Source organism: Streptomyces sp. NPDC058295 (genome assembly GCF_042880655.1).
Lineage (GTDB): Bacteria > Actinomycetota > Actinomycetes > Streptomycetales > Streptomycetaceae > Streptomyces > Streptomyces coriariae.
This window is the reverse complement of record NZ_JBHVYO010000025.1, coordinates 22,332-41,554: the sequence shown is the minus strand read 5'-3', so window position 1 is coordinate 41,554 and position 19,223 is coordinate 22,332. Positions and strand designations below refer to the sequence as shown.

Sequence of the window (19,223 nt, the reverse complement as noted above, 5' to 3'; positions counted from 1 at the left end):
ATGTGTGGCATCGCAGGAACCTACCGATGGCCGGACGGAAAGATCGTGACCGACCGGCTCACCGAAACCCTCGCCCACCGCGGTCCGGACGGGGCGGGCCGGTACGGCCACCCCGTCGGTGACGGCGAAGTGCACCTCGGGCACCGCCGGCTGGCCATCATCGACCTGTCCGAGACCGGCGCCCAGCCGATGGTCTCGGGCGGCCTCGTCCTGACGTACAACGGCGAGCTGTACAACGCGCCCGAGCTGCGGGCCGAGCTGGCAGCCGCCGGGGTGCGCTTCCGCGGTACCTCCGACACCGAGGTGCTGCTGGAGGCCTGGCGGCGCTGGGGCACCGACTGCCTGCCCCGGCTGCGCGGCATGTTCGCGTTCGGGATCTTCGACGAGCGAACCGGTGACCTGGTGCTCGCCCGCGACCAGCTCGGCATCAAGCCGCTGTTCCTGCTCCGGCGCGGCGAGGGCCTGATGTTCGCCTCCGAGCTGAAGGCACTCGCCGCCGCGACCGGCGGGTCGCTGGAGGTGGACCATGCGGCGCTGGTGGCCTCGTTGTTGTACTACTGGGTGCCGGACTCGCGGTGCGCGTTCCGCGAGGCGGAGAAGCTGCCGCCGGGCAGCTGGCTCCGGTGCCGGCCCGACGGCCGGGTGGAGCGCGGCCGGTTCTGGCACCTGAAGGACGTCGCCGCCGAGGGGCAGGAGCGGGCCCTCAGCGGCGAACAGCCGGATCTGGCCGCCGTCGTCGAGGAGTCGACGCGGCGCCACCTGCTCTCCGACGTGCCCGTGGCGACCTTCCTCTCCGGCGGGCTGGACTCCAGCTACCTGACCGCGCTCGCGGCCCGCGACCGACCCGGGATCTCCGCCTACACGATCGGGTTCCGTGCCGAGGACGCCAAATTCGAGGCGATGCCGGACGACCTGCGCTACGCCCGGCAGGTGGCCGAGCGGTTCGGTGTCGACCTGCACGAGATCGAGATCGCCCCGAACGTGCTCGACCTGCTGCCGCAGATGACGTACCACCTGGACGAGCCGATCGGCGACCCCGCCGCGATCAACACGTTCCTGATCTGCTCGGCCGCCCGGGAGGCCGGGGTCAAGGTGATGCTCTCGGGGATGGGTGCCGACGAGCTGTTCGCCGGGTACCGCAAGCACCTGGCCAACCTGCTCGCGCTGCGCTATCAGCGCGTCCCGCGGCCCCTGCGGCGCGGCCTGTCCCGGGCCGTGGACCGGCTGCCGGTCGCCACGGCCCGGCGGGGCTACCGGTCGGTGCGCTTCGCGAAGCGGTTCCTCTCCTTCGCCGATCTGCCGGAGGAGACCGCGTTCCGGCGCAGCTACACCATGTACGACCAGGACGAGCTGCTCGCCCTGGTCGATCCCGACCTGGCCGGGACGGTCGACGACGTGCTGACCGAGCATGCGGACACCTACCAGGACAACGACCTCGACGACTTCGTCAACCGCATGTGCCTGGGCGACGCCCGGATGTTCCTGCCGGGTCTGAACCTCGCCTACACCGACCGGTCGAGCATGGCCGCCTCGACCGAGGTGCGGGTGCCGTACGTGGACGTAGAGGTGGTCAAGGCGGCGTTCGCCATACCCGGCGACCGCAAGATCGTCGGACGACAGGGCAAGGCCGTCCTCAAGGAGGCGGCCTCCTCGATCCTGCCCCGGGAGATCGTGTACCGGCCCAAGGGCCTGTTCAGTGCCCCGCTGCGCGCCTGGATGAGCCGGGACCTGGCACCGCTGGTACGCGAGGTGGTGAACGACGGCGTGCTCGTCGGTTCCGGGCTCCTGCGCCGCGACGCGCTGGCGCGCATGGTCGCCGAGGACGCCGCCGGGCAGCGGGACTTCTCCAAGCATCTGTGGCACGTGCTGACCCTCGAGTACTGGTACCGCGACGCGACCTCGCGGGCCGGCCAGAACTCTCACTAGACGGCGTAGAGACAGAGGACTTCGAGTGAAACAGGTTGTGCAGAACTACAAGAGTGGCGAGCTGGCGCTGCTCGACGTGCCGGTGCCGGGGTGCAAGCCGGACGGTGTGCTGGTCCGTAGCGCCTTCTCGCTGATATCCACCGGGACCGAGCTCATGAAGGTGTCCGAGGCCGGCATGTCGATGCTCGGCAAGGCCCGCTCCCGGCCGGACCAGGTGGCCAAGGTCGTGCAGAGCGTGGCCACCAACGGGGTGCCCGCCACCTATCGCAAGGTGATGGGCAAGCTGGACTCCTACACGCCGCTGGGCTACTCGCTGTGCGGGGTGGTCGAGCAGGTCGGCAGCGGGATCGACGATGTGAAGGTCGGCGACCTCGTGGCCTGCGCCGGCAATGAGCACGCGTTGCACGCCGAGCTGAACTGGGTGCCGAAGAACCTCTACGCCCCGGTACCGGACGGCCTCGCGCCGCGGCACGCGGCCTTCGGCACCGTCGGGTCGATCGCGATGCAGGGTGTTCGCCGCGGCGAGCCGCAACTCGGCGAGGTGGCGCTGGTCATCGGCCTCGGCCTGATCGGGCAGTTGGTGGTGCAGTTGCTGGCCGCCTCGGGAGTCCGCGTCGTCGGGGTCGACCCCGACCCGGTGCGCTGCGAGCTCGCCGAACGCCTGGGCGCCGCGGCCTGCGGGGATCCCGCGTCCGCGGCCGTGGAGGTCGCCGTCGCCGAACTCACCGGCGGGCACGGCGTGGATCAGGTGTACCTGGCCGCCGGCGGCGGCAGCAACCAGCCCGTCGAACTGGCCGCCCGGTTGAGCCGGGACCGCGGCCGGGTCGTCGACATCGGCAAGTGCCGCCTGGACCTGCCGTGGAACGCGTACTACGAGAAGGAACTCGACGTCCGGTTCTCGCGCAGTTACGGCCCCGGGCGCTACGACCCGGAGTACGAGCTCGAGGGGCGGGACTACCCGATCGGCTATGTGCGCTGGACCGAGCGCCGCAACCTGGCGTGCTTCCTCGATCTCGTGGCCCGCGGCAGCGTCGACGTGGAGCCCCTGGTCTCCCACATCGCCGACTTCGACGACGCCGTCGAGACGTACCAGCGCCTGAAGGACGGTGAGCTGAAGGCCGTGGCCGTGCTGTTCCGCTACCCCGGACAGACGCAGGAGGCGGAGCCCCCGGCGGTGGCGGTGCCCGCGGTGCCGCGCGGCGCCAGAGCGTCCGCCCCGGCCCGGCCCGCCAAGGCGCCGGTGCGGCTGGCGTTCGTCGGCGCGGGGAACTACGCGACGTCGATGCTGCTGCCGCACCTGGCACAGCGCGAAGGCGTCGCGTTGTCGACGGTCGTCACCACGACGGCGCTGTCCGCGGCCAACGCGCAGCGGAAGTTCGGCTTCGCCGAGGCGACCACCGATCTCGACGCCGTGCTCGGCGACAAGTCCATCGACGCGGTGTTCGTGGTCACCCGGCACAGCTCGCACGCCGAACTGACCCGCAGGGCACTGCTGGCCGGCAAGGCGGTGTTCGTCGAGAAGCCCCTGGCCCTCACCGAGGACGAGCTGGCCGGTGTGCTCGCGGCGGTGGAGGAGTCCGGCAACGACCGGCTGCAGGTGGGCTTCAACCGCCGGTTCGCGCCGCTGTTGCAGGAGGCGAGGCAGCGGTTCGGCAGCCGAAGCGGCCCGGCGAGCCTGCGCTACCTGGTCAATGCGGGCCGGCTGCAGCACGGCAGCTGGTACCTCCAACAGGGCGCCGAGGGCTCGCGGTTCGCCGGTGAGGGCGGACACTTCATCGACACGGCGAGCTGGCTGCTTCAGGCCGACCCGGTCTCGGTGTACGCGGTCGCCGCCTCCGGCAACGAGGACCTCCAGGTCGTGCTGCGCTACCCGGACGGGTCCACCGCCACCATCAGCTACGTCACCACCGGCTCCGCCGGCTTCCCCAAGGAGACGCTGGACCTGGTCGCGGACGGCAAGGTGCTGCGGCTCGACGACTTCGTCCGTGCCGCTGTCTACGACGGCAGCCGCAAGCGGTGGGTCAGCTCGCGGCTGCCCAAGGCCCGGGACAAGGGCCAGTCCGCCGAGCTGGCCGCGTTCGTCAAGGCCGTGCGGACCGGCGGGCCGATGCCGGTGCCGCTGGAGTCGCTGGTCGCCACCACGGCGGCCACCCTCGCCGTGCAGACCGGCCTGGCCGGTGGCGCGCCGGTGACGTTGGCGAGAGCGCGATGACCGTGAACTCGGGGAGTCCTGGCTGGTACCTGCGGAGGCTGTCCCGGATGGGGCCGCGGGAGGTCGGCGGCCGGGCGGGCGACGCGGTGCGCAGGCGTCGGTGGCGGTCGGCGCGGCCGGAGAGCCCGAGCGTGACCGGCGCCCGGTTCACCGCGGTACTTCCCGCGGGGACGATCGCCGCGGTGCCACCGGACGCCGTCAAACGTCTCGTCGCCGAGGCGGACCGGTTGATGGCCGGGCACGCCGAGTTCTTCGGGGTGGAGCGCGACGACCTGGCCGACCCGGACTGGTGGTACGACCCGAAGACCGGACGCCGGGCTCCATGGGGCTACGCCTTCGACGTGCCGTACCGCGACGAGGACGCGGTCGGGGACATCAAGCAGATCTGGGAGCTGTCCCGGCATCAGTACCTCACGGTGCTCGCCGCCGCCTACGCGGTCACCGGCGACGAGCGCTACGCCGAGCGGGTGGCGGAGCACCTGCGGTCGTGGTGGGCGGGCAACGCCCCGCTGCGCGGGGTGCACTGGACCAGCGGCATCGAGCTGGGGATCCGGCTGCTGTCCTGGGTGTGGATCCGGCGGCTGCTCGACGACTGGCCGGGCGTAGCCGGCCTGTTCGAGGACAACCCGGTGGCGCTCCGCCAGATCTGGCACCACCAGCGCTGGCTGGCCGCCTTCCCCAGCCGGGGGTCTTCGGCGAACAACCACATCATCGCCGAGGCCGCCGGGCAGTTCGCCGCTGCCTGCGCGTTCGGATGGTTCCCCTCCTCGGCGCGCTGGCGAGCCGACGCGCTGCGGTCGCTGGAGCTGCAACTGCGCGGCAACACCTTCGACTCCGGCCTCAACCGCGAGCTGGCCACCGAGTACCACGGACTGGTGCTGGAGCTCGGCCTGGCCGCGACGGCCGAGGCGGATGCCGCCGGTGTGCCGGTCCCCGCGTCGATCCGGCGGGTACTGCTGCGGATGACCGACGCGCTCGCGGCCGTCGTGGACAACCGGCTACGGCCGCCGCGCCAGGGCGACGCGGACGACGGGCACGGTCTGATCGTGGACGGCGAGGGCACCGACCGCTGGGCCTCGCTGCTGGCCACCGGGGACGCCGTGTTCGGCCGGCTCGCCTGGTGGCCGACGGTGACCGGCACCGATGTGCGCACCCCGCTGCTGGCCGCGCTCATCCGGCCGTACCCGAAGGACGCAACGGCACCGGCCGTGTCCCGCCCGGCAACCCGGCCGGCCCATTTCGCCGACGCGGGCATGACCATCCTGCGCGGTCCGGGAGAGATCTGGTGCCGCTGCGACGGCGGTCCGCACGGATTCCTGTCCATCGCGGCGCATGCCCACGCGGACGCGCTGTCCGTGGAGGCCCGGCACGACGGGGTCGACGTGCTCGCCGACCCGGGGACGTACTGCTACCACGGCCAGCCCGAGTGGCGGCACTACTTCCGGTCGACCCTCGGCCACAACACCCTGCAACTCGACGGCGGTGACCAGTCCGTCTCCGGCGGCCCGTTCCTGTGGACCCGGCATGCGCGCAGCCGCGTCCTGGCCGTGGACACCTCCGAGGCCTCCGACGCCTCCACCGGGGGAACCGCCCGCTGGTGCGCCGAGCACGACGGCTACCAGCGCTCCGTGCATCGTCGGCGGGTCGAACTGACCTACGCGAGCCAGGAGTTGAGAGTGGTCGACGAGGTGCGCGGCCCGCGCCGCGCCGTCCGGCTGGCGTTCCACCTCGGTCCGACGATCACCGCGGACCTGGCGGGGAACCGGGCACAGCTCGCCTGGACCCGGGACGGCGAGGACCGCTCCGCGGCGCTCGACCTGCCCGGACAGCTGAACTGGCGGGCCCATCGCGGCGAGAGTGACCCGCCGCTGGGCTGGTACTCCCCCGGCTTCGGACGCAAGGAACCCACCACCACGCTGGTCGGCACCGGATTCGCCGACGGCGCGGTGGGGTTCACCACCGTCCTCAGGTTCCACGGCTAGGGGGGGCGCGTGGGGATCAAGAGGCGGCACTGGGCGTTGGCGGCGGCACCGCTGGCGCTGACCCTGCTGGCGGCGACCGGCTGTGAGAGCACGTCGGGCGCACGGCCGAAGCCGACCTCGACGCCGGCCACGTCCGTGGCCCGGGTGTGCGCCAAGCCCGCGGCCGGGCCGGCCAAGGCACCGGCCGGCGCGGTCACGGTCGACCCCGCGGTGGCCGGAGACCTGGCCGCGAAGACCAAGAGCAGTCCCCCGAACACGACGTTCTGGCTTCGACCTGGCACGCACAGGCTCGAACCGGACCGCTACGCCCAGGTCATCCCCAAGAAGGGGGACACCTACCTCGGCGCGCCCGGCGCGGTACTCGACGGCCACAAGACCAACCAGTACGCGTTCGGCGGCACCGCTCCCGACGTCACCCTCCGCTACCTGACCGTGCAGGGTTTCGTCGCGCCCCATGACGAGGGCGTGGTCAACCACGACTCGGCCGACGGGTGGGTGATCGAGCACGCGACGATCCAGAACAACTCCGGCGCCGGGCTGATGGCCGGTGCCCGACAGCGGGTCAGCGCCAGCTGCCTGCGCGACAACGGTCAGTACGGCATGAACGCGTACAAGGCCTCCGGCCGTATCAGCGGCCTGGTGGTCGAGGGCAACGAGATCGTGGGCAACAACAAGGACGACTGGGAGCGGCGGCGGCCCGGCTGCGGCTGCACCGGAGGCGTCAAGTTCTGGGCCGTCGACGGCGCCGACATACGCGGCAACTGGGTGCACGACAACCGGGGAGCCGGGTTATGGGCGGACACCAACAACAACGACTTCCGCATCGAGGACAACCTGCTCGAGGCCAACGACGGTGCCGCGCTGATCTACGAGACCAGCTACAACGCCGTCATCCGGAAGAACACCATCCGGCGGAACAACTGGGTCGAGGGCCGCAGATACGCCGACCGGGGCGACAACTTCCCCTTCGCGACCATCTATCTGTCCGAGTCCGGCGGCGAACCACGGATCCGAGCCCGCACGGACAAGATCGACATCTACCGGAACGTACTGGAGAACAACTGGTCCGGGATCACCCTCTGGGAAAACGCCGACCGGTTCTGCAACAGCCCCGCCAACACCTCCTCCGGTGACTGCACGTTGCTGGTGAAGAACACCGACCGGTGCGCACAGCCGGCGATCGCCACCGCACCCCTCTACACCGACTGCCGGTGGAAGACCCAGCGGGTGGACATCCACGGCAACCGCTTCGTGCTGGACAAGGCCGTCGTGGACTGCACGGTGAGATGCGACCGCATGGCGGTGCTGGCCAACTACGGCACCTATCCGGACTGGTCGCCGTACCAGGGCGAACGGGTGGCCGAGGCGATCACCCGCGAGCAGCAGAACCGCTGGCACGACAACGTCTACCTCGGACCATGGAAATTCGTAGCCCACGACCCCAGCCGGATACTCGACTCCGTGCAGTGGCAGGGCACGCCGTACCAGCAGGACATGGGCAGCACCTTCCGCGCACGGGACGGTGGTTGAGATGAGCCCGGCTCACATGGACCACATGGACCGCACAGACCACACGTCGAAGATCGTCGGGACGGTCTGGGGACTGCTGATCCTCAACACGCTCGGCTCCGCCGGGGCGAAGACCATCATCCCGCTGCCCCGCTCCCTCATCCAGATGGTCACCATGGGCGCGCTCGTCGCCGCGTTCGCGCTGGCGCTCGCCGTCAACCTCCGGCTGCGCATCCGAGCCAGCGCCTTCGGCTTCCTGCTCACCCTGCTGCTGGTGCCGAGCGTGATCTCCAGCGCGGACCTGGAGTCCGGGTTCGGCGCGCTGTTCCGCTGCGCCCGCCTGGCACTCTTCGTCGGCACACTGTGGCTGCTCAGCCGCTGGTGGGACGGCGGCCTGACCTTCGTCCGGCACCACATCAGGATCTACTTCGTGGTCCTCGGGTCGGTGGCCGCCGGCGCGATCATCTCACCGGGCGCCGCCATGCCCGAGCTCTACGGCGGGCGGCTGGTGGGCGCGTTGTGGCCACTCACCCCGCCGCAGATCGGCCAGTACGCCGCGGTGATCATCGGGCTCAGCGTGCTGCTCGTCCTGGGCCGCCGGACCGACAGGGCCAGCGCGGCCGTGGTCATCGTGCCGGCACTCGTCCTGCTCGCGCTGACCCATACCCGGACCGCCACGCTCGGCCTCCTCGTCGGCTTGGCGCTGGCGATCGGCTCGCTCGTCCTGACCAGCGCCGCCGCCCGCCGGTTCTTCGCCTGGGCGGTGGTGTGCGCCGCCGTGGCCGCGGTGGGCTTCGGCTCCGCGCTGCAGGCGTGGTTCCTGCGCGGACAGAGCCAGGAGAACTTCACCAGCCTCACCGGCCGGGCCAAGGTCTGGCACGCCCTGCTGGCGGCACCCCGCACCACCTCGGAGTACCTGTTCGGCGCGGGCCTGGGCGACAAGTCGTTCGGCGGGCTGCCGATCGACAACAGCTGGCTGGCCGTCTACCACGAGCAGGGCATGACCGGCGTCGCCCTGGTGGCGGCGATCATCATCGTGCTGGGCGGTGTCGCGCTGCTGCGGCCACCGTCACTGTCGAGGGCCTGCGCGATCTTCCTCATCAGCTACTGCGCGATCGCGTCCTACACCGAGGCCGGACTGGGCGACGCCTCGCCGTATCTGCTGCATCTCACCGTGGCCGCCTCGCTGCTGGTGGCTCCTGCCGCGGCCACCCCCCTCACGACGCCCGAAGTCCCCGGACGACCCATCCCGCGAGGGGCCCGAAGATCGGAGGTGACCTGAGCATGCACGTCCTTGTGGTGCACAACCGCTACGCCTCGGCGCAGCCGAGCGGGGAGAACAAGGTCGTCGACCAGGAGGTGGCGCTGCTGCGCGGGGCCGGCCACCGGGTCGAGACGTTCGAGCGGCGCAGCGACGACATCGCCGCCCGGTCCCTGTTGAGCAAGGCCGCGATACCGCTGCTTGTGCCGTGGAACCCGGCGGTCCGCACGGAGCTCGCCGCCCGGCTCCGCACCGAACGGCCGGACGTGGTGCACATCCACAACGTCTTCCCGCTCCTGTCGCCGGCGGTGCTGGCCGCCTGCGCCGACGCGGGCGTTCCCGCCGTCGCCACGCTGCACAACTACACCCAGGTCTGCCCGCCCGGCACACTCCAGCGGGACGGCCGGCCGTGCACCGAGTGCGTCGGATCCACGCCGCTGCCCGCCGTCCGGCACGGCTGCTACCGCGGCTCCCGGCTGGCGACGGTGCCGCTCGCGGTCAGCCTGTCGGTCAACCGGCGGCGGTGGTGGTCCGGCGTGGAGCGCTTCTTCTGCATCTCCGCGGCACAGCGCGACGTCCTGGTGCGGTCCGGCATGCCGGCCGAACGGCTGGCGGTGAAGCACAACTTCGTGCCCGACCCGGACGCCCGCCGGACGGGCACCGGCGAGCATCTGCTCTATCTCGGCCGGCTCGCGGAGGCCAAGGGCGTGCGGTTGCTCATGACCGCGTGGGACGAGATCGCCGTCTGCGGCGGTGTGGGCGTACCGCTCGTGATCGCCGGCACGGGGCCGCTGGAGGCCGAGGTGGCCGCCTGGGCGGCGGGCCGGGACGACGTGCGGTACGTCGGCCTGTACGACTCGGCGCAGTGCCGGCAGGCCATCGCGCGCTCGGTCGCCGTGGTGGCTCCCTCCACGTGGCTGGAGGCTTTCGGGCTCGTGGTCGTGGAGGCGATGGCGGCGGGGGTCCCGGTCGTCGCCGCCGGTCACGGCGCCTTCGTCGAACTCGTCGAGGAGGGGGCGACCGGGCTGTTGCACCGGCCGGGCGAACCCGCCTCGCTCGCCTCCTGCCTGCGCCGGATCACAACCGACTCGGCCCGCAACCGGGAGATGGGCCAGGCGGCCCGGCGCCGTTACGAGCAGGACTTCAGCCCGGCCGTCGGGCTGGAGCGCCTGGTGGAGGGGTACCGCACCGCGCTCGCGGGTCGGTCCGGCGGCGGGGACAGCCCGTCGCCGATGGGGGACAACAGCACTGGCTCGCGGCGGGGACACCCGCGCGAGCGGGATGGGGGCAGCAGATGACACGATGCCGACTCTGCGGCTCGGCGGCGCTGGAGAGCGTCGTCGACCTGGGGGCGACTCCGCCGTGCGAAAGCTTTCTCGCCGCGGACCAACTGGACCGGCCGGAGCCGGCGTACCCGCTGCACCTGCGGGTCTGCACCGACTGCTGGCTCGCGCAGATACCTCCGCTGATCACGCCGGAGGAGACGTTCAGCGAGTACGCGTACTTCTCCTCCTACTCGACCTCCTGGGTGGAGCACGCGCGCACGTTCGTCACCGACACCGTGCAGCGGCTGGGTCTGGAGACCGACGCCTTCGTGGTCGAGGTCGCGAGCAACGACGGCTACCTGCTGAGGCATGTGGTGGACCGGGGGATCCGCTGCCTCGGCGTCGAGCCCTCGGTGAACGTCGGCGCGGCGGCGCGCGAGGCGGGTGTGCCCACGCGCACCGACTTCCTGGACCCGGCCATCGGCGCCGACGTCCGCGCCGAGCACGGCCCGGCGGACCTGGTCGTGGCCAACAACGTGTACGCGCACATCCCCGACGTCGTCAGGTTCACCAAGGGGCTGCGCGCCCTCGTCGCCGACGACGGCTGGGTCTCCATCGAGGTGCAGCACCTGCTGACCCTGATCGAGGAGAACCAGTACGACACGATCTACCACGAGCACTTCCAGTACTACACGGTCGCGTCCGCGACCCGGGCGCTGGCGAGCGGCGGACTCACGCTCGTGGACGTCGAGTTGCTGCCCACGCACGGCGGCTCGATCCGGCTGTGGGCCCGGCCGGCCGAGGTGGCCGGCGAGCCGACCGGGCGGGTGGCCGACGTGCTGGCCCGGGAGAAGGCCGCCGGGCTGCAGGAGCTGTCCGGGTACACCGAGTTCTCCGCCCGGGTGGCCAAGGTGCGCCGGGATCTGCTGCGGTTCCTCATCGAGGCGGCCGAGCGCGGCGAGACGGTCGTCGGCTACGGCGCCCCGGGCAAGGGCAACACCCTGCTCAACCACTGCGGCATCCGGCCCGACCTGCTCCCGTACACGGTCGACCGCAACCCCTACAAGCACGGCAGGTTCACCCCGGGCACCCGCATCCCGATCCTGTCGCCCGAGCAGATAGCCGCCGACGAACCGGACTACGTCCTCGTCCTGCCGTGGAACCTGCGGGCCGAGCTGGTCGAGCAGCTGTCCTTCGTGCACGACTGGGGCGGCCGACTGGTCTTTCCCATACCGGAACTGAGCATTGTCGAGGTCAAGGCATGAAGGTCGTTCTGTTCTGCGGCGGCTACGGGATGCGGATGCGCAACGGTGCCTCCGACGATGTGCCCAAGCCGATGGCGATGGTCGGCCCGAGACCGCTGATCTGGCATGTCATGCGCTACTACGCGCACTTCGGGCACACGGAGTTCATCCTGTGCCTCGGGTACGGGGCTCACCACATCAAGAACTTCTTCCTCAACTACGAGGAGACGACGTCCAACGACTTCGTGCTGCGCAAGGGGCAGACCGAGTTGCTCTCCACCGACATCGCCTCCTGGACGATCACGTTCGCGCAGACCGGCATCGAGTCACCGATCGGGGAGCGGCTGCGCCGGGTGCGGCACCATCTGGACGGCGACGAGATGTTCCTCGCCAACTACGCCGACGTGCTCACCGATGCCCCGCTGCCGGAGATGATCGACCGGTTCGCCCGGCGTGACGCCGGTGCGTCGATGATGGTGGTGCCGCCGCAATCGTCGTTCCACTGCGTGGACCTGGGCGAGGACGGTCTGGTGGGGGGCATCACCGCGGTGAGCGAACTGCCGTTGTGGGAGAACGGCGGCTACTTCGTGCTGCGCCAGGAGATCTTCGACCACATCCCGGAGAACGGGGACCTGGTCGCCGACGGATGCGGCCAACTGGCCAAGCACGGGCGGCTGGTGGCGCACCAGCACCGCGGCTTCTGGAAGCCGACCGACACCGTGAAGGAGCGGGCCGCGCTCGACGACGCCTACGCCCGGGGCGACCGCCCGTGGGCCGTGTGGGAACGGGACGGCGCGGGAGCGAGCGCGGCCGTCGCCAGGGGCGGCTCCGGAGCGAGGGCGTGATCCGGCTCGGGGCCGGGAGCCTTGACCGGATCGTCGCGGTGGGCGCGCACTGCGACGACATCGCCATCGGCGCCGGTGGCACGCTGCTGACGCTGTGCCTGGCGCACCCGGGTGTCCGGGTCGACGCGTTGGTGCTCTCCGGTGGTGGCGGTGAGCGCGAGCAGGAGGAGCAGGCCGCGCTCACCGCCTTCTGCCCGGGTGCCGACCTGCGGCTGACCGTGCACAAGCTGCCGGACGGCCGGCTGCCGGCGCACTGGGAGGAGGCCAAGGCGGCGGTCGAGGAGCTTCGCGGGCAGACCGAGCCGGATCTCGTGCTGGCCCCGCGTACCACTGACGCGCACCAGGATCACCGCGGTCTGGCGAAGCTGATTCCCACCGCATTCCGTGACCATCTCGTGCTCGGCTACGAGATCGTCAAGTGGGACGGCGATCTCGGCCGTCCGACGGTGTACCAGCCGCTGTCGCCGGAGATCGCCGAACAGAAGGTCCGGCTGCTGCAGGAGCACTACCCCTCGCAGCGGCACCGGCCCTGGTACGACCGGGAGGCCTTCCTCGGTCTGGCCCGGATTCGCGGTATCGAATGCCACGCGCGCTACGCCGAGGCGTTCGCCGTCACCAAACTCACTCTCGACCTGGGGGAATGAACCTTGCGCGTACTGCTGACCGGACATCAGGGCTACCTGGGCACCGTGATGGCCCCGGTCCTCGCGGCCGCCGGGCACGAGGTCGTCGGTCTTGACGCCGGCCTGTTCGCCGACTGTGTCCTCGGCCCGCCGCCCGCGGACCCGCAGGGGCATCGGGTGGACCTGCGGGATGTCACGGCCGAGCACGTGGCCGGGGTGGACGCCGTGATCCACCTGGCCGCGCTGTCCAACGACCCGCTGGGTTCGCTGGCGCCGGATCTCACCTACGACATCAACCACCACGCCTCCGTGCGGCTGGCCCGGCTGGCCCGTGACGCCGGAGTGCGGCGCTTCCTGTACGCGTCGACGTGCTCCGTCTACGGTGCCGCGGGCGGGGACGACCTGGTGGCGGAGGACGCCCCGCTGCGCCCGGTGACGCCGTACGCGGAGTCCAAGGTGCGGGTGGAGGACGACCTGCACGCGCTGTCCGACGGCGACTTCAGTCCGGTGTACATGCGCAACGCCACCGCCTTCGGCTACTCGCCCCGGCTGCGCGCCGACATCGTTCTGAACAACCTGGTGGGCCACGCGCTCCTGTCCGGCGAGGTGCTGGTGCTCTCCGACGGCACGCCTTGGCGCCCGCTGGTGCACGCCGGCGACATCGCTCGGGCCTTCACGGCCGCGCTGACGGCGCCGCGCGAGGCGGTGCACGACCGGGCGTTCAACATCGGCAGTGAGGTCAACAACGTCACGGTCGCCGAGATCGCCGACCAGGTCGCCGAGGCGGTGTCCGGCGCGAAGGTGGTGATCACCGGGGAGAACGGCGCCGATCCGCGGTCGTACCGGGTGGACTTCTCCCGGTTCCGTGCCGCGGTGCCCGGCTTCGACTGCGAGTGGACGGTGAAGCAGGGCGCGCTCGAACTCGCCGACGCCTACCGCGAACACGGGCTGACCCGGGAGGACTTCGAGCGACGCTTCACCCGGCTGGCCGTGCTGCGCGCGGCGTCCGACGCCGGCGCCGTCGACGACACCCTGCGGTGGCGCCGATGACCGCGGCCGGCGAGCAGATGTACGCGCTGGTGGAGCGGTTGTACCCGCTGTGCCGGAGCATCACGGGCGACGGTGTGCGCGCCACCCTGGAGATCGTCGACGAGTACGTCCCGCTGCAGGTGCACGAGGTGCCGACCGGGACCCAGGTGCTCGACTGGACGGTGCCGCAGGAGTGGAACATCCGCGACGCGTATGTCGCCGACGCCTCCGGTCACCGGGTCGTCGACTTCGCCGCGTCCAGCCTGCATGTGCTCGGCTACAGCGTGCCGGTGTCGGCGACGATGCCGCTGGCCGAGCTGCGTGGACATCTGCACACCCTGCCGGACCACCCGGCCTGGGTGCCGTACCGCACCAGCTACTACAAGCCGGAGTGGGGGTTCTGCCTGGCCCAGGAGACCTTGGACGCGCTGCCGGACGGCGACTACGAGGTGTGTATCGACTCCACCCTCGCGGACGGTCACCTCACCTATGCCGAGCATGTGGTTCCTGGGCAGGTCCCCGAAGAGGTGATCGTCTCGAGCCATGTCTGCCACCCGTCGCTGGCCAACGACAACCTGGCCGGCATCGCGGTGGCGACGTTCCTGGCCCGGGCGCTGGCCGAGCAGACGCCGTACTACACCTACCGGTTCATCTTCGCGCCCGGCACCATCGGGGCGATCACCTGGCTCGCCCGCAACGCGGAGCGGGTGGAGCGGGTCAAGCACGGTCTGGTGCTGGCCTGCGCCGGCGACCGGGGCCGGCTGACGTACAAGCAGAGCAGGCGAGGCGACGCGGAGATCGACCGGGTGCTGCGACATGTACTGCCCGCCTCCGAACGCCCGCACCACATCACCGAGTTCACTCCGTACGGCTACGACGAGCGGCAGTTCTGCTCGCCCGGGTTCGATCTCGGCGTGGGCTCGCTCAGCCGGACCCCGTACGCCGGCTATCCCGAGTACCACACCTCGGCGGACAACCTGGACTTCGTCTCCCCGGAGGCGATGGCGGACACGCTCGCCGTCTGCCGCGAGGCATTCGACGTCCTTGACCGCAACCGTCGGTACGTCAATCTCAGCCCTTACGGCGAGCCGCAGTTGGGGCGGCGTGGGTTGTACGACGCGCTCGGCGGCCGCAGCGACACCAAGCAGGCGCAGATGGCCATGCTCTGGGTGCTCAACCTCTCCGACGGCGAGCACAGTCTGCTGGACGTCGCCGAGCGGTCCGGGCTGCCGTTCGGCGCCGTCGCCGCCGCGGCGGACGCCCTGCACGGCGCCGGGCTGATCAAGGCATGACGCCGATGACCACCGAGGGGGCGAAGACGACGAGGCCGGCCGGATCGGCCCGGCGGGCCGTCGTCGGCCGGTTGTCCTGGGGACTGGCCGACCAGGCGGCCTCCAGCATGACCAACTTCGCGGTGGGTATCTATGTGGCCCGCTCGCTGGGCGTGACCGCGTTCGGCGTGTTCGGCCTGGCCTGGGTGACCTACGGCGTGGTGCTCAGCGTGTCCCGGGGGCTGGCCACCGACCCGCTCGTGGTGCGTTTCAGCGGCGTGTCGGACGCGGCCTGGCGCGGGGCGGTGGCCCGGTCGTCGGGTACCGCGCTCGACGTCGGCGCCGCCATCGGCGCGGCGTGTCTGGTGGTCGGCCTCGCCCTCGGCGGCAGTGTGGGGCCCGCGTTCGCCTGCCTCGGCGTCATGCTGCCGGGGCTGTTGCTGCAGGATGCCTGGCGGTACTCGTTCTTCGCCGCCGGCGACGGCCGGAAGGCGTTCGTCAACGACCTCGTGTGGGGCGTCGCGCTCGTTCCGGCCATGGTGGTGGCGGCCCGGGTGGGCACCGTGGCCGCCTTCGTCCTCGCGTGGGGCGTGTCCGCCGCGGTGGCCGCGGTGTACGGCTGGTTCCAGTCCGGCATCCGGCCCCGGATGGCCGGGGCGCGCGAGTGGCTGCGCGAGCAGCGCGATCTCAGCTACCGGTACCTGGTCGAGAACGTCGGCGTCAGCGGCGCGAGCCAGTTGCGGGCGTACGGGCTCGGCGCGATCGTCGGGGTGGGCGCGGTCGGTGCGGTCCGGGGCGCGGAGCTGCTGCTCGGCCCGTTCCTCGCCGTGCTGATGGGTCTTTCGCTGGTGACCGTCGCGGAGGCGGCACGGGTGCTGCGGCGGGCCCCGCACCGACTCGCCAAGTTCTGCCTCCTGCTCGGCGCCGGGCAGGCCGTCGCCGCGCTGCTCTGGGGCGCGGCGCTGCTGCTGGTGCCGGACCGGTTCGGCGAGCTCGTGCTCGGCGACGTCTGGGGCTCCGCCTCGCAGCTCATCGTGCCGGCCACGCTCGGCGTCGCGGGCGCCGGTCTCGGCACCGGCGCGGCGGCCGGGCTGCGTGCACTCGGCGCGGCCCGGCGCAGCCTGCGCAGCCAGTTGTTCGCCTCCTCGTGTTATGTCGGCGGCGGGCTCGGCGGGGCGGCCGTGGCCGGCACGGTGGGCTCGGCCTGGGGCGTCGCCGCCGCGACCGTCTGCAGCTCGGCCGTGTGGTGGCTGCACCTGCGATCCGCCCTGCGTGAGCGCCATCACCACCCCATTCCCGAAGTGAGGACCTCATGACCGCGCAACCCAGGCTGAGCATCGGCCTGCCCGTGTACAACGGCGAGGAGTACCTGGCCGAGTCGTTCGACGCCCTGCTCGGCCAGACGTACGAGGACTTCGAGCTGGTCGTCTCCGACAACGCCTCGACCGACGGGACCCAGGACATCTGCCGCCGGTACGCCGCGAAGGACTCACGCATCCGCTACCTGCGGCTGCCCCGGAACATCGGTGCCGCGCCGAACCACAACCACGTCTTCACCGAGTGCCGCGGCGAGTTGTTCAAGTGGGCCTCGCACGACGACCTGTACGCCCGTGACCTGCTGCGGCGCTGCGTCGAGGCGCTGGACGAGCGGCCCGACGTGGTCCTCGCGCACAGCGGCCAGGCGGTCATCGACGGCGACGGCCAGGTGAAGGTGCCCTACGAGTACGGGCTCGCCACCGACTCGCCGCACGCGCCGGAGCGCTTCCGCAGCCTGCTGTTCGAGCCCGGTGGCGACGACTTCTACGGGGTGATGCGGGCCGACGTGCTGCGCCGGGTGAAGCCGCACGACAGCTACCACCACGCGGACCGCACGTTCGTCGCCGAGATCACCCTGCACGGGGCCTTCCACCAGGTGCCGGAGCTGCTGTACTTCCGGCGCGACCACCCCACCCGCGCCGAGCGGGCGAACCCTTCCAAGCGCTCCCGGTGCGTCAACCTGGACCCGCGCCGGGCGGGCCCGCTGCACCCGACGCCCCGGCTGCTCGCCGAGTACGTCTGGGGTTTCGTCTCGGCGATCCGACGGGCGCCGTTGTCCCCGGCCGACCGGCGCGCGTGCTACCGGCACCTGGGCGCGTGGATGACCAGCCGGGTCCGGCCGGGCGCCGGTGAGCGGGTCGAGGACCGTGCCCCGGTCGATCCGGGCGTGCTCACCGTCTCCGTCGACGCCCTCGTCGCGGGCCGCGAGGGGAGGCGGGCATGACGTCCGCGGACGAGACTCCGGTGCGCGTCGGGGTGTTCGGCCTGCTCGGGTCGGGCAACCTCGGCAACGACGGGTCGCTCGAGGCCGTGCTCGGGTACCTCCGCGCCGCGCATCCGGAGGCGGCCGTGGACGCGCTGTGCGGCGGACCCGAGGCCGTGACGACCCGGTTCGGGATCCCCGCGACGCGGCTGCACTGGTACCGCGGCGAGTACCGGACCGCGTCACGGGCCGGCGCGATCGGGGGGAAGGGCCTGGGCAAACTCGTCGACGTCTTTCGTACCGCTGCCTGGGTGCGCCGGCACGACGTGGTGATCGTGCCGGGCATGGGCGTGCTGGAGGCCACGCTGCCGCTGCGGCCGTGGGGCTTCCCTTATTCACTGTTCCTGCTCTGCGCGACCGGCCGGCTTTTCGGCACCCGGGTCGCGCTGGTCGGTGTCGGCGCCGCCGCGATCGGCAACCGGCCGACGCGGACCCTGGTGCGCTGGTCGGCGCGGCTGGCCACCTACCGGTCCTACCGGGACGCCCTGTCGCGCGACGCGATGCGGGCGATGGGCGTGGACACCGCGCGGGACGAGGTCTACCCGGACCTCGCCTTCGCCCTGCCGACGCCGCAGGCGAGCGCGCCCCCGCCGGTGCCGGGCCCGGTCTGCGTCGGCGTCATGGACTTCCACGGCGGTGACGACGACCGCGCCCGGGCCGAGGAGATCCACCGGCGCTACCTCGACGGGACGACCCGGTTCGTCCGCGCGCTGGTCGAGGACGGCAGGGCGGTCAGGCTGCTCACCGGCGACGAGTGCGACGCGGCGGTGGTCGCCGCGATCCTCGACGCGGTGGACTCGCCACTGGTCACCGCTGCCGAAGCCGCCTCGCTGGCCGACCTGATGAAGGAAATCGCGGCAGCCGACACCGTGGTGGCGACCCGCTATCACAACCTCGTCTGCGCGCTGAAGGTCGGCACACCGACGCTCGCACTCAGCTATGCGGCGAAGAGCGACGCGCTCATGGCCCAGATGGGTCTCGGCGCGTACTGCCATCCGGCTCGCGAGGTCGACGCCGACCGGCTGCTCGAACAGTTCCGGGCGGTGGAGAAGCAGTCGGCGGAGCTGCGACGCACCCTCACCGAGCGGAACCTGGCCGCCGCCCGGCGCCTCCAGCACCAGTTCACCGCCTTGACCGCGGCCCTGTTCCCGGCAACCGACCACGCACACGCCCACGACCACGCCCTGCGAGAGGCTCCATGAAAGCGACCGAAGTCCCGGCGATCGCCGGCGCGTACCTGTTCGAGCCGACGCCGTACGCCGACGAGCGCGGCTTCTTCTGCCGTACCTTCGACGCCGAAGTGGTCCGCTCGGTGGGCCTCGACCCGGACGCCTTCGTCCAGGACAGCCTGTCCCGCTCGGTCCGGGGCGTGCTGCGCGGCCTGCACCTGCGCTCCGGCGCCGGCGAGGCCAAGCTGGTGCGCTGCTCGTACGGGAGGATCTTCGACGTCGTCGTGGACCTGCGCGCGGACTCGCCGACCTACCGCAACCGGGCCTTCTTCGAGTTGTCCGACGAGACGCAGACGACCCTGTACATCCCGGCGGGATGCGCGCACGGCTTCCAGGCGCTGACGGGAACCGCCGACACCTCGTACCGGATCGACCGCCCGCACGATCCGGCCGAGGACGTGACGATCGCCTTCGACGACCCGGAGCTCGCCATTCCCTGGCCGCTGCCGGCCACCTCGATGTCCCAGCGGGACCGGGAGGCGCCGAGCCTCGCCGAGGTCCTGAAGCAGAGAGAAGAGTGAGGGCCGG

Annotated in this window: 15 protein-coding genes; all 15 read left to right on the top strand. The window is 71.7% G+C overall.

Annotated elements, in window-relative coordinates; genetic code table 11:
- Genes asnB through rfbC form a run of 15 tightly spaced genes read left to right on the top strand, consistent with a single transcriptional unit; the run spans position 1 to position 19,216 of the window.
- Positions 1-1,926 (top strand): asparagine synthase (glutamine-hydrolyzing), encoded by a 1,926-nt coding sequence (gene asnB, locus ACFVYS_RS25540; protein ID WP_389505545.1) that lies wholly within the window; start codon positions 1-3, stop codon positions 1,924-1,926.
- A gap of 25 nt (positions 1,927-1,951) precedes the next feature.
- Entirely contained in the window at positions 1,952-4,138 is a 2,187-nt protein-coding gene (locus ACFVYS_RS25535; RefSeq protein ID WP_389505543.1) for a bi-domain-containing oxidoreductase, read from the top strand.
- Positions 4,135-6,120, top strand: coding sequence for an alginate lyase family protein (locus ACFVYS_RS25530; RefSeq protein ID WP_389505541.1), 1,986 nt, complete (start codon positions 4,135-4,137; stop codon positions 6,118-6,120). Before ACFVYS_RS25535 ends, ACFVYS_RS25530 begins: the two co-directional genes overlap by 4 nt.
- Before the next feature lie 9 nt (positions 6,121-6,129).
- Positions 6,130-7,650 carry a right-handed parallel beta-helix repeat-containing protein gene (locus tag ACFVYS_RS25525; RefSeq protein ID WP_389505539.1) on the top strand — a complete coding sequence of 507 codons (1,521 nt, stop codon included), beginning with the start codon at positions 6,130-6,132 and terminating at the stop codon, positions 7,648-7,650.
- 25 nt (positions 7,651-7,675) lie between these two features.
- A complete protein-coding gene (locus ACFVYS_RS25520) occupies positions 7,676-8,911 on the top strand; it encodes an O-antigen ligase domain-containing protein (protein ID WP_389505537.1) in 1,236 nt (411 codons plus the stop codon).
- Between the two features lie 2 nt (positions 8,912-8,913).
- Positions 8,914-10,188 (top strand): glycosyltransferase, encoded by a 1,275-nt coding sequence (locus tag ACFVYS_RS25515; protein ID WP_389505535.1) that lies wholly within the window; start codon positions 8,914-8,916, stop codon positions 10,186-10,188.
- The gene (locus ACFVYS_RS25510) at positions 10,185-11,420 is read left to right on the top strand and encodes a class I SAM-dependent methyltransferase (protein WP_389505533.1); all 1,236 of its coding nucleotides are present in this window, start codon (positions 10,185-10,187) and stop codon (positions 11,418-11,420) included. The genes ACFVYS_RS25515 and ACFVYS_RS25510 overlap by 4 nt, the downstream gene beginning before the upstream one ends.
- Positions 11,417-12,244 (top strand): glucose-1-phosphate cytidylyltransferase, encoded by an 828-nt coding sequence (locus ACFVYS_RS25505; RefSeq protein ID WP_389505531.1) that lies wholly within the window; start codon positions 11,417-11,419, stop codon positions 12,242-12,244. The genes ACFVYS_RS25510 and ACFVYS_RS25505 overlap by 4 nt, the downstream gene beginning before the upstream one ends.
- Entirely contained in the window at positions 12,241-12,888 is a 648-nt protein-coding gene (locus ACFVYS_RS25500) for a PIG-L deacetylase family protein (RefSeq protein ID WP_389505529.1), read from the top strand. Before ACFVYS_RS25505 ends, ACFVYS_RS25500 begins: the two co-directional genes overlap by 4 nt.
- A 3-nt stretch (positions 12,889-12,891) precedes the next feature.
- Positions 12,892-13,917, top strand: a complete 1,026-nt coding sequence (locus ACFVYS_RS25495; RefSeq protein WP_389505527.1) for an NAD-dependent epimerase/dehydratase family protein — start codon at positions 12,892-12,894, stop codon at positions 13,915-13,917.
- A complete protein-coding gene (locus tag ACFVYS_RS25490) occupies positions 13,905-15,188 on the top strand; it encodes a DUF4910 domain-containing protein (RefSeq protein ID WP_389505525.1) in 1,284 nt (427 codons plus the stop codon). The genes ACFVYS_RS25495 and ACFVYS_RS25490 overlap by 13 nt, the downstream gene beginning before the upstream one ends.
- Positions 15,185-16,483: a hypothetical protein gene (locus tag ACFVYS_RS25485; RefSeq protein ID WP_389505523.1), complete on the top strand. Its 1,299-nt coding sequence runs from the start codon at positions 15,185-15,187 to the stop codon at positions 16,481-16,483. The genes ACFVYS_RS25490 and ACFVYS_RS25485 overlap by 4 nt, the downstream gene beginning before the upstream one ends.
- Positions 16,480-17,427, top strand: a complete 948-nt coding sequence (locus ACFVYS_RS25480; protein ID WP_389505521.1) for a glycosyltransferase family 2 protein — start codon at positions 16,480-16,482, stop codon at positions 17,425-17,427. Before ACFVYS_RS25485 ends, ACFVYS_RS25480 begins: the two co-directional genes overlap by 4 nt.
- Positions 17,424-18,668 (top strand): polysaccharide pyruvyl transferase family protein, encoded by a 1,245-nt coding sequence (locus ACFVYS_RS25475; protein ID WP_389505519.1) that lies wholly within the window; start codon positions 17,424-17,426, stop codon positions 18,666-18,668. Before ACFVYS_RS25480 ends, ACFVYS_RS25475 begins: the two co-directional genes overlap by 4 nt.
- Complete coding sequence (gene rfbC, locus ACFVYS_RS25470; RefSeq protein ID WP_389505517.1) at positions 18,665-19,216, top strand: dTDP-4-dehydrorhamnose 3,5-epimerase; 552 nt, start codon at positions 18,665-18,667, stop codon at positions 19,214-19,216. The genes ACFVYS_RS25475 and rfbC overlap by 4 nt, the downstream gene beginning before the upstream one ends.
- Positions 19,217-19,223 lie beyond the last annotated feature (7 nt).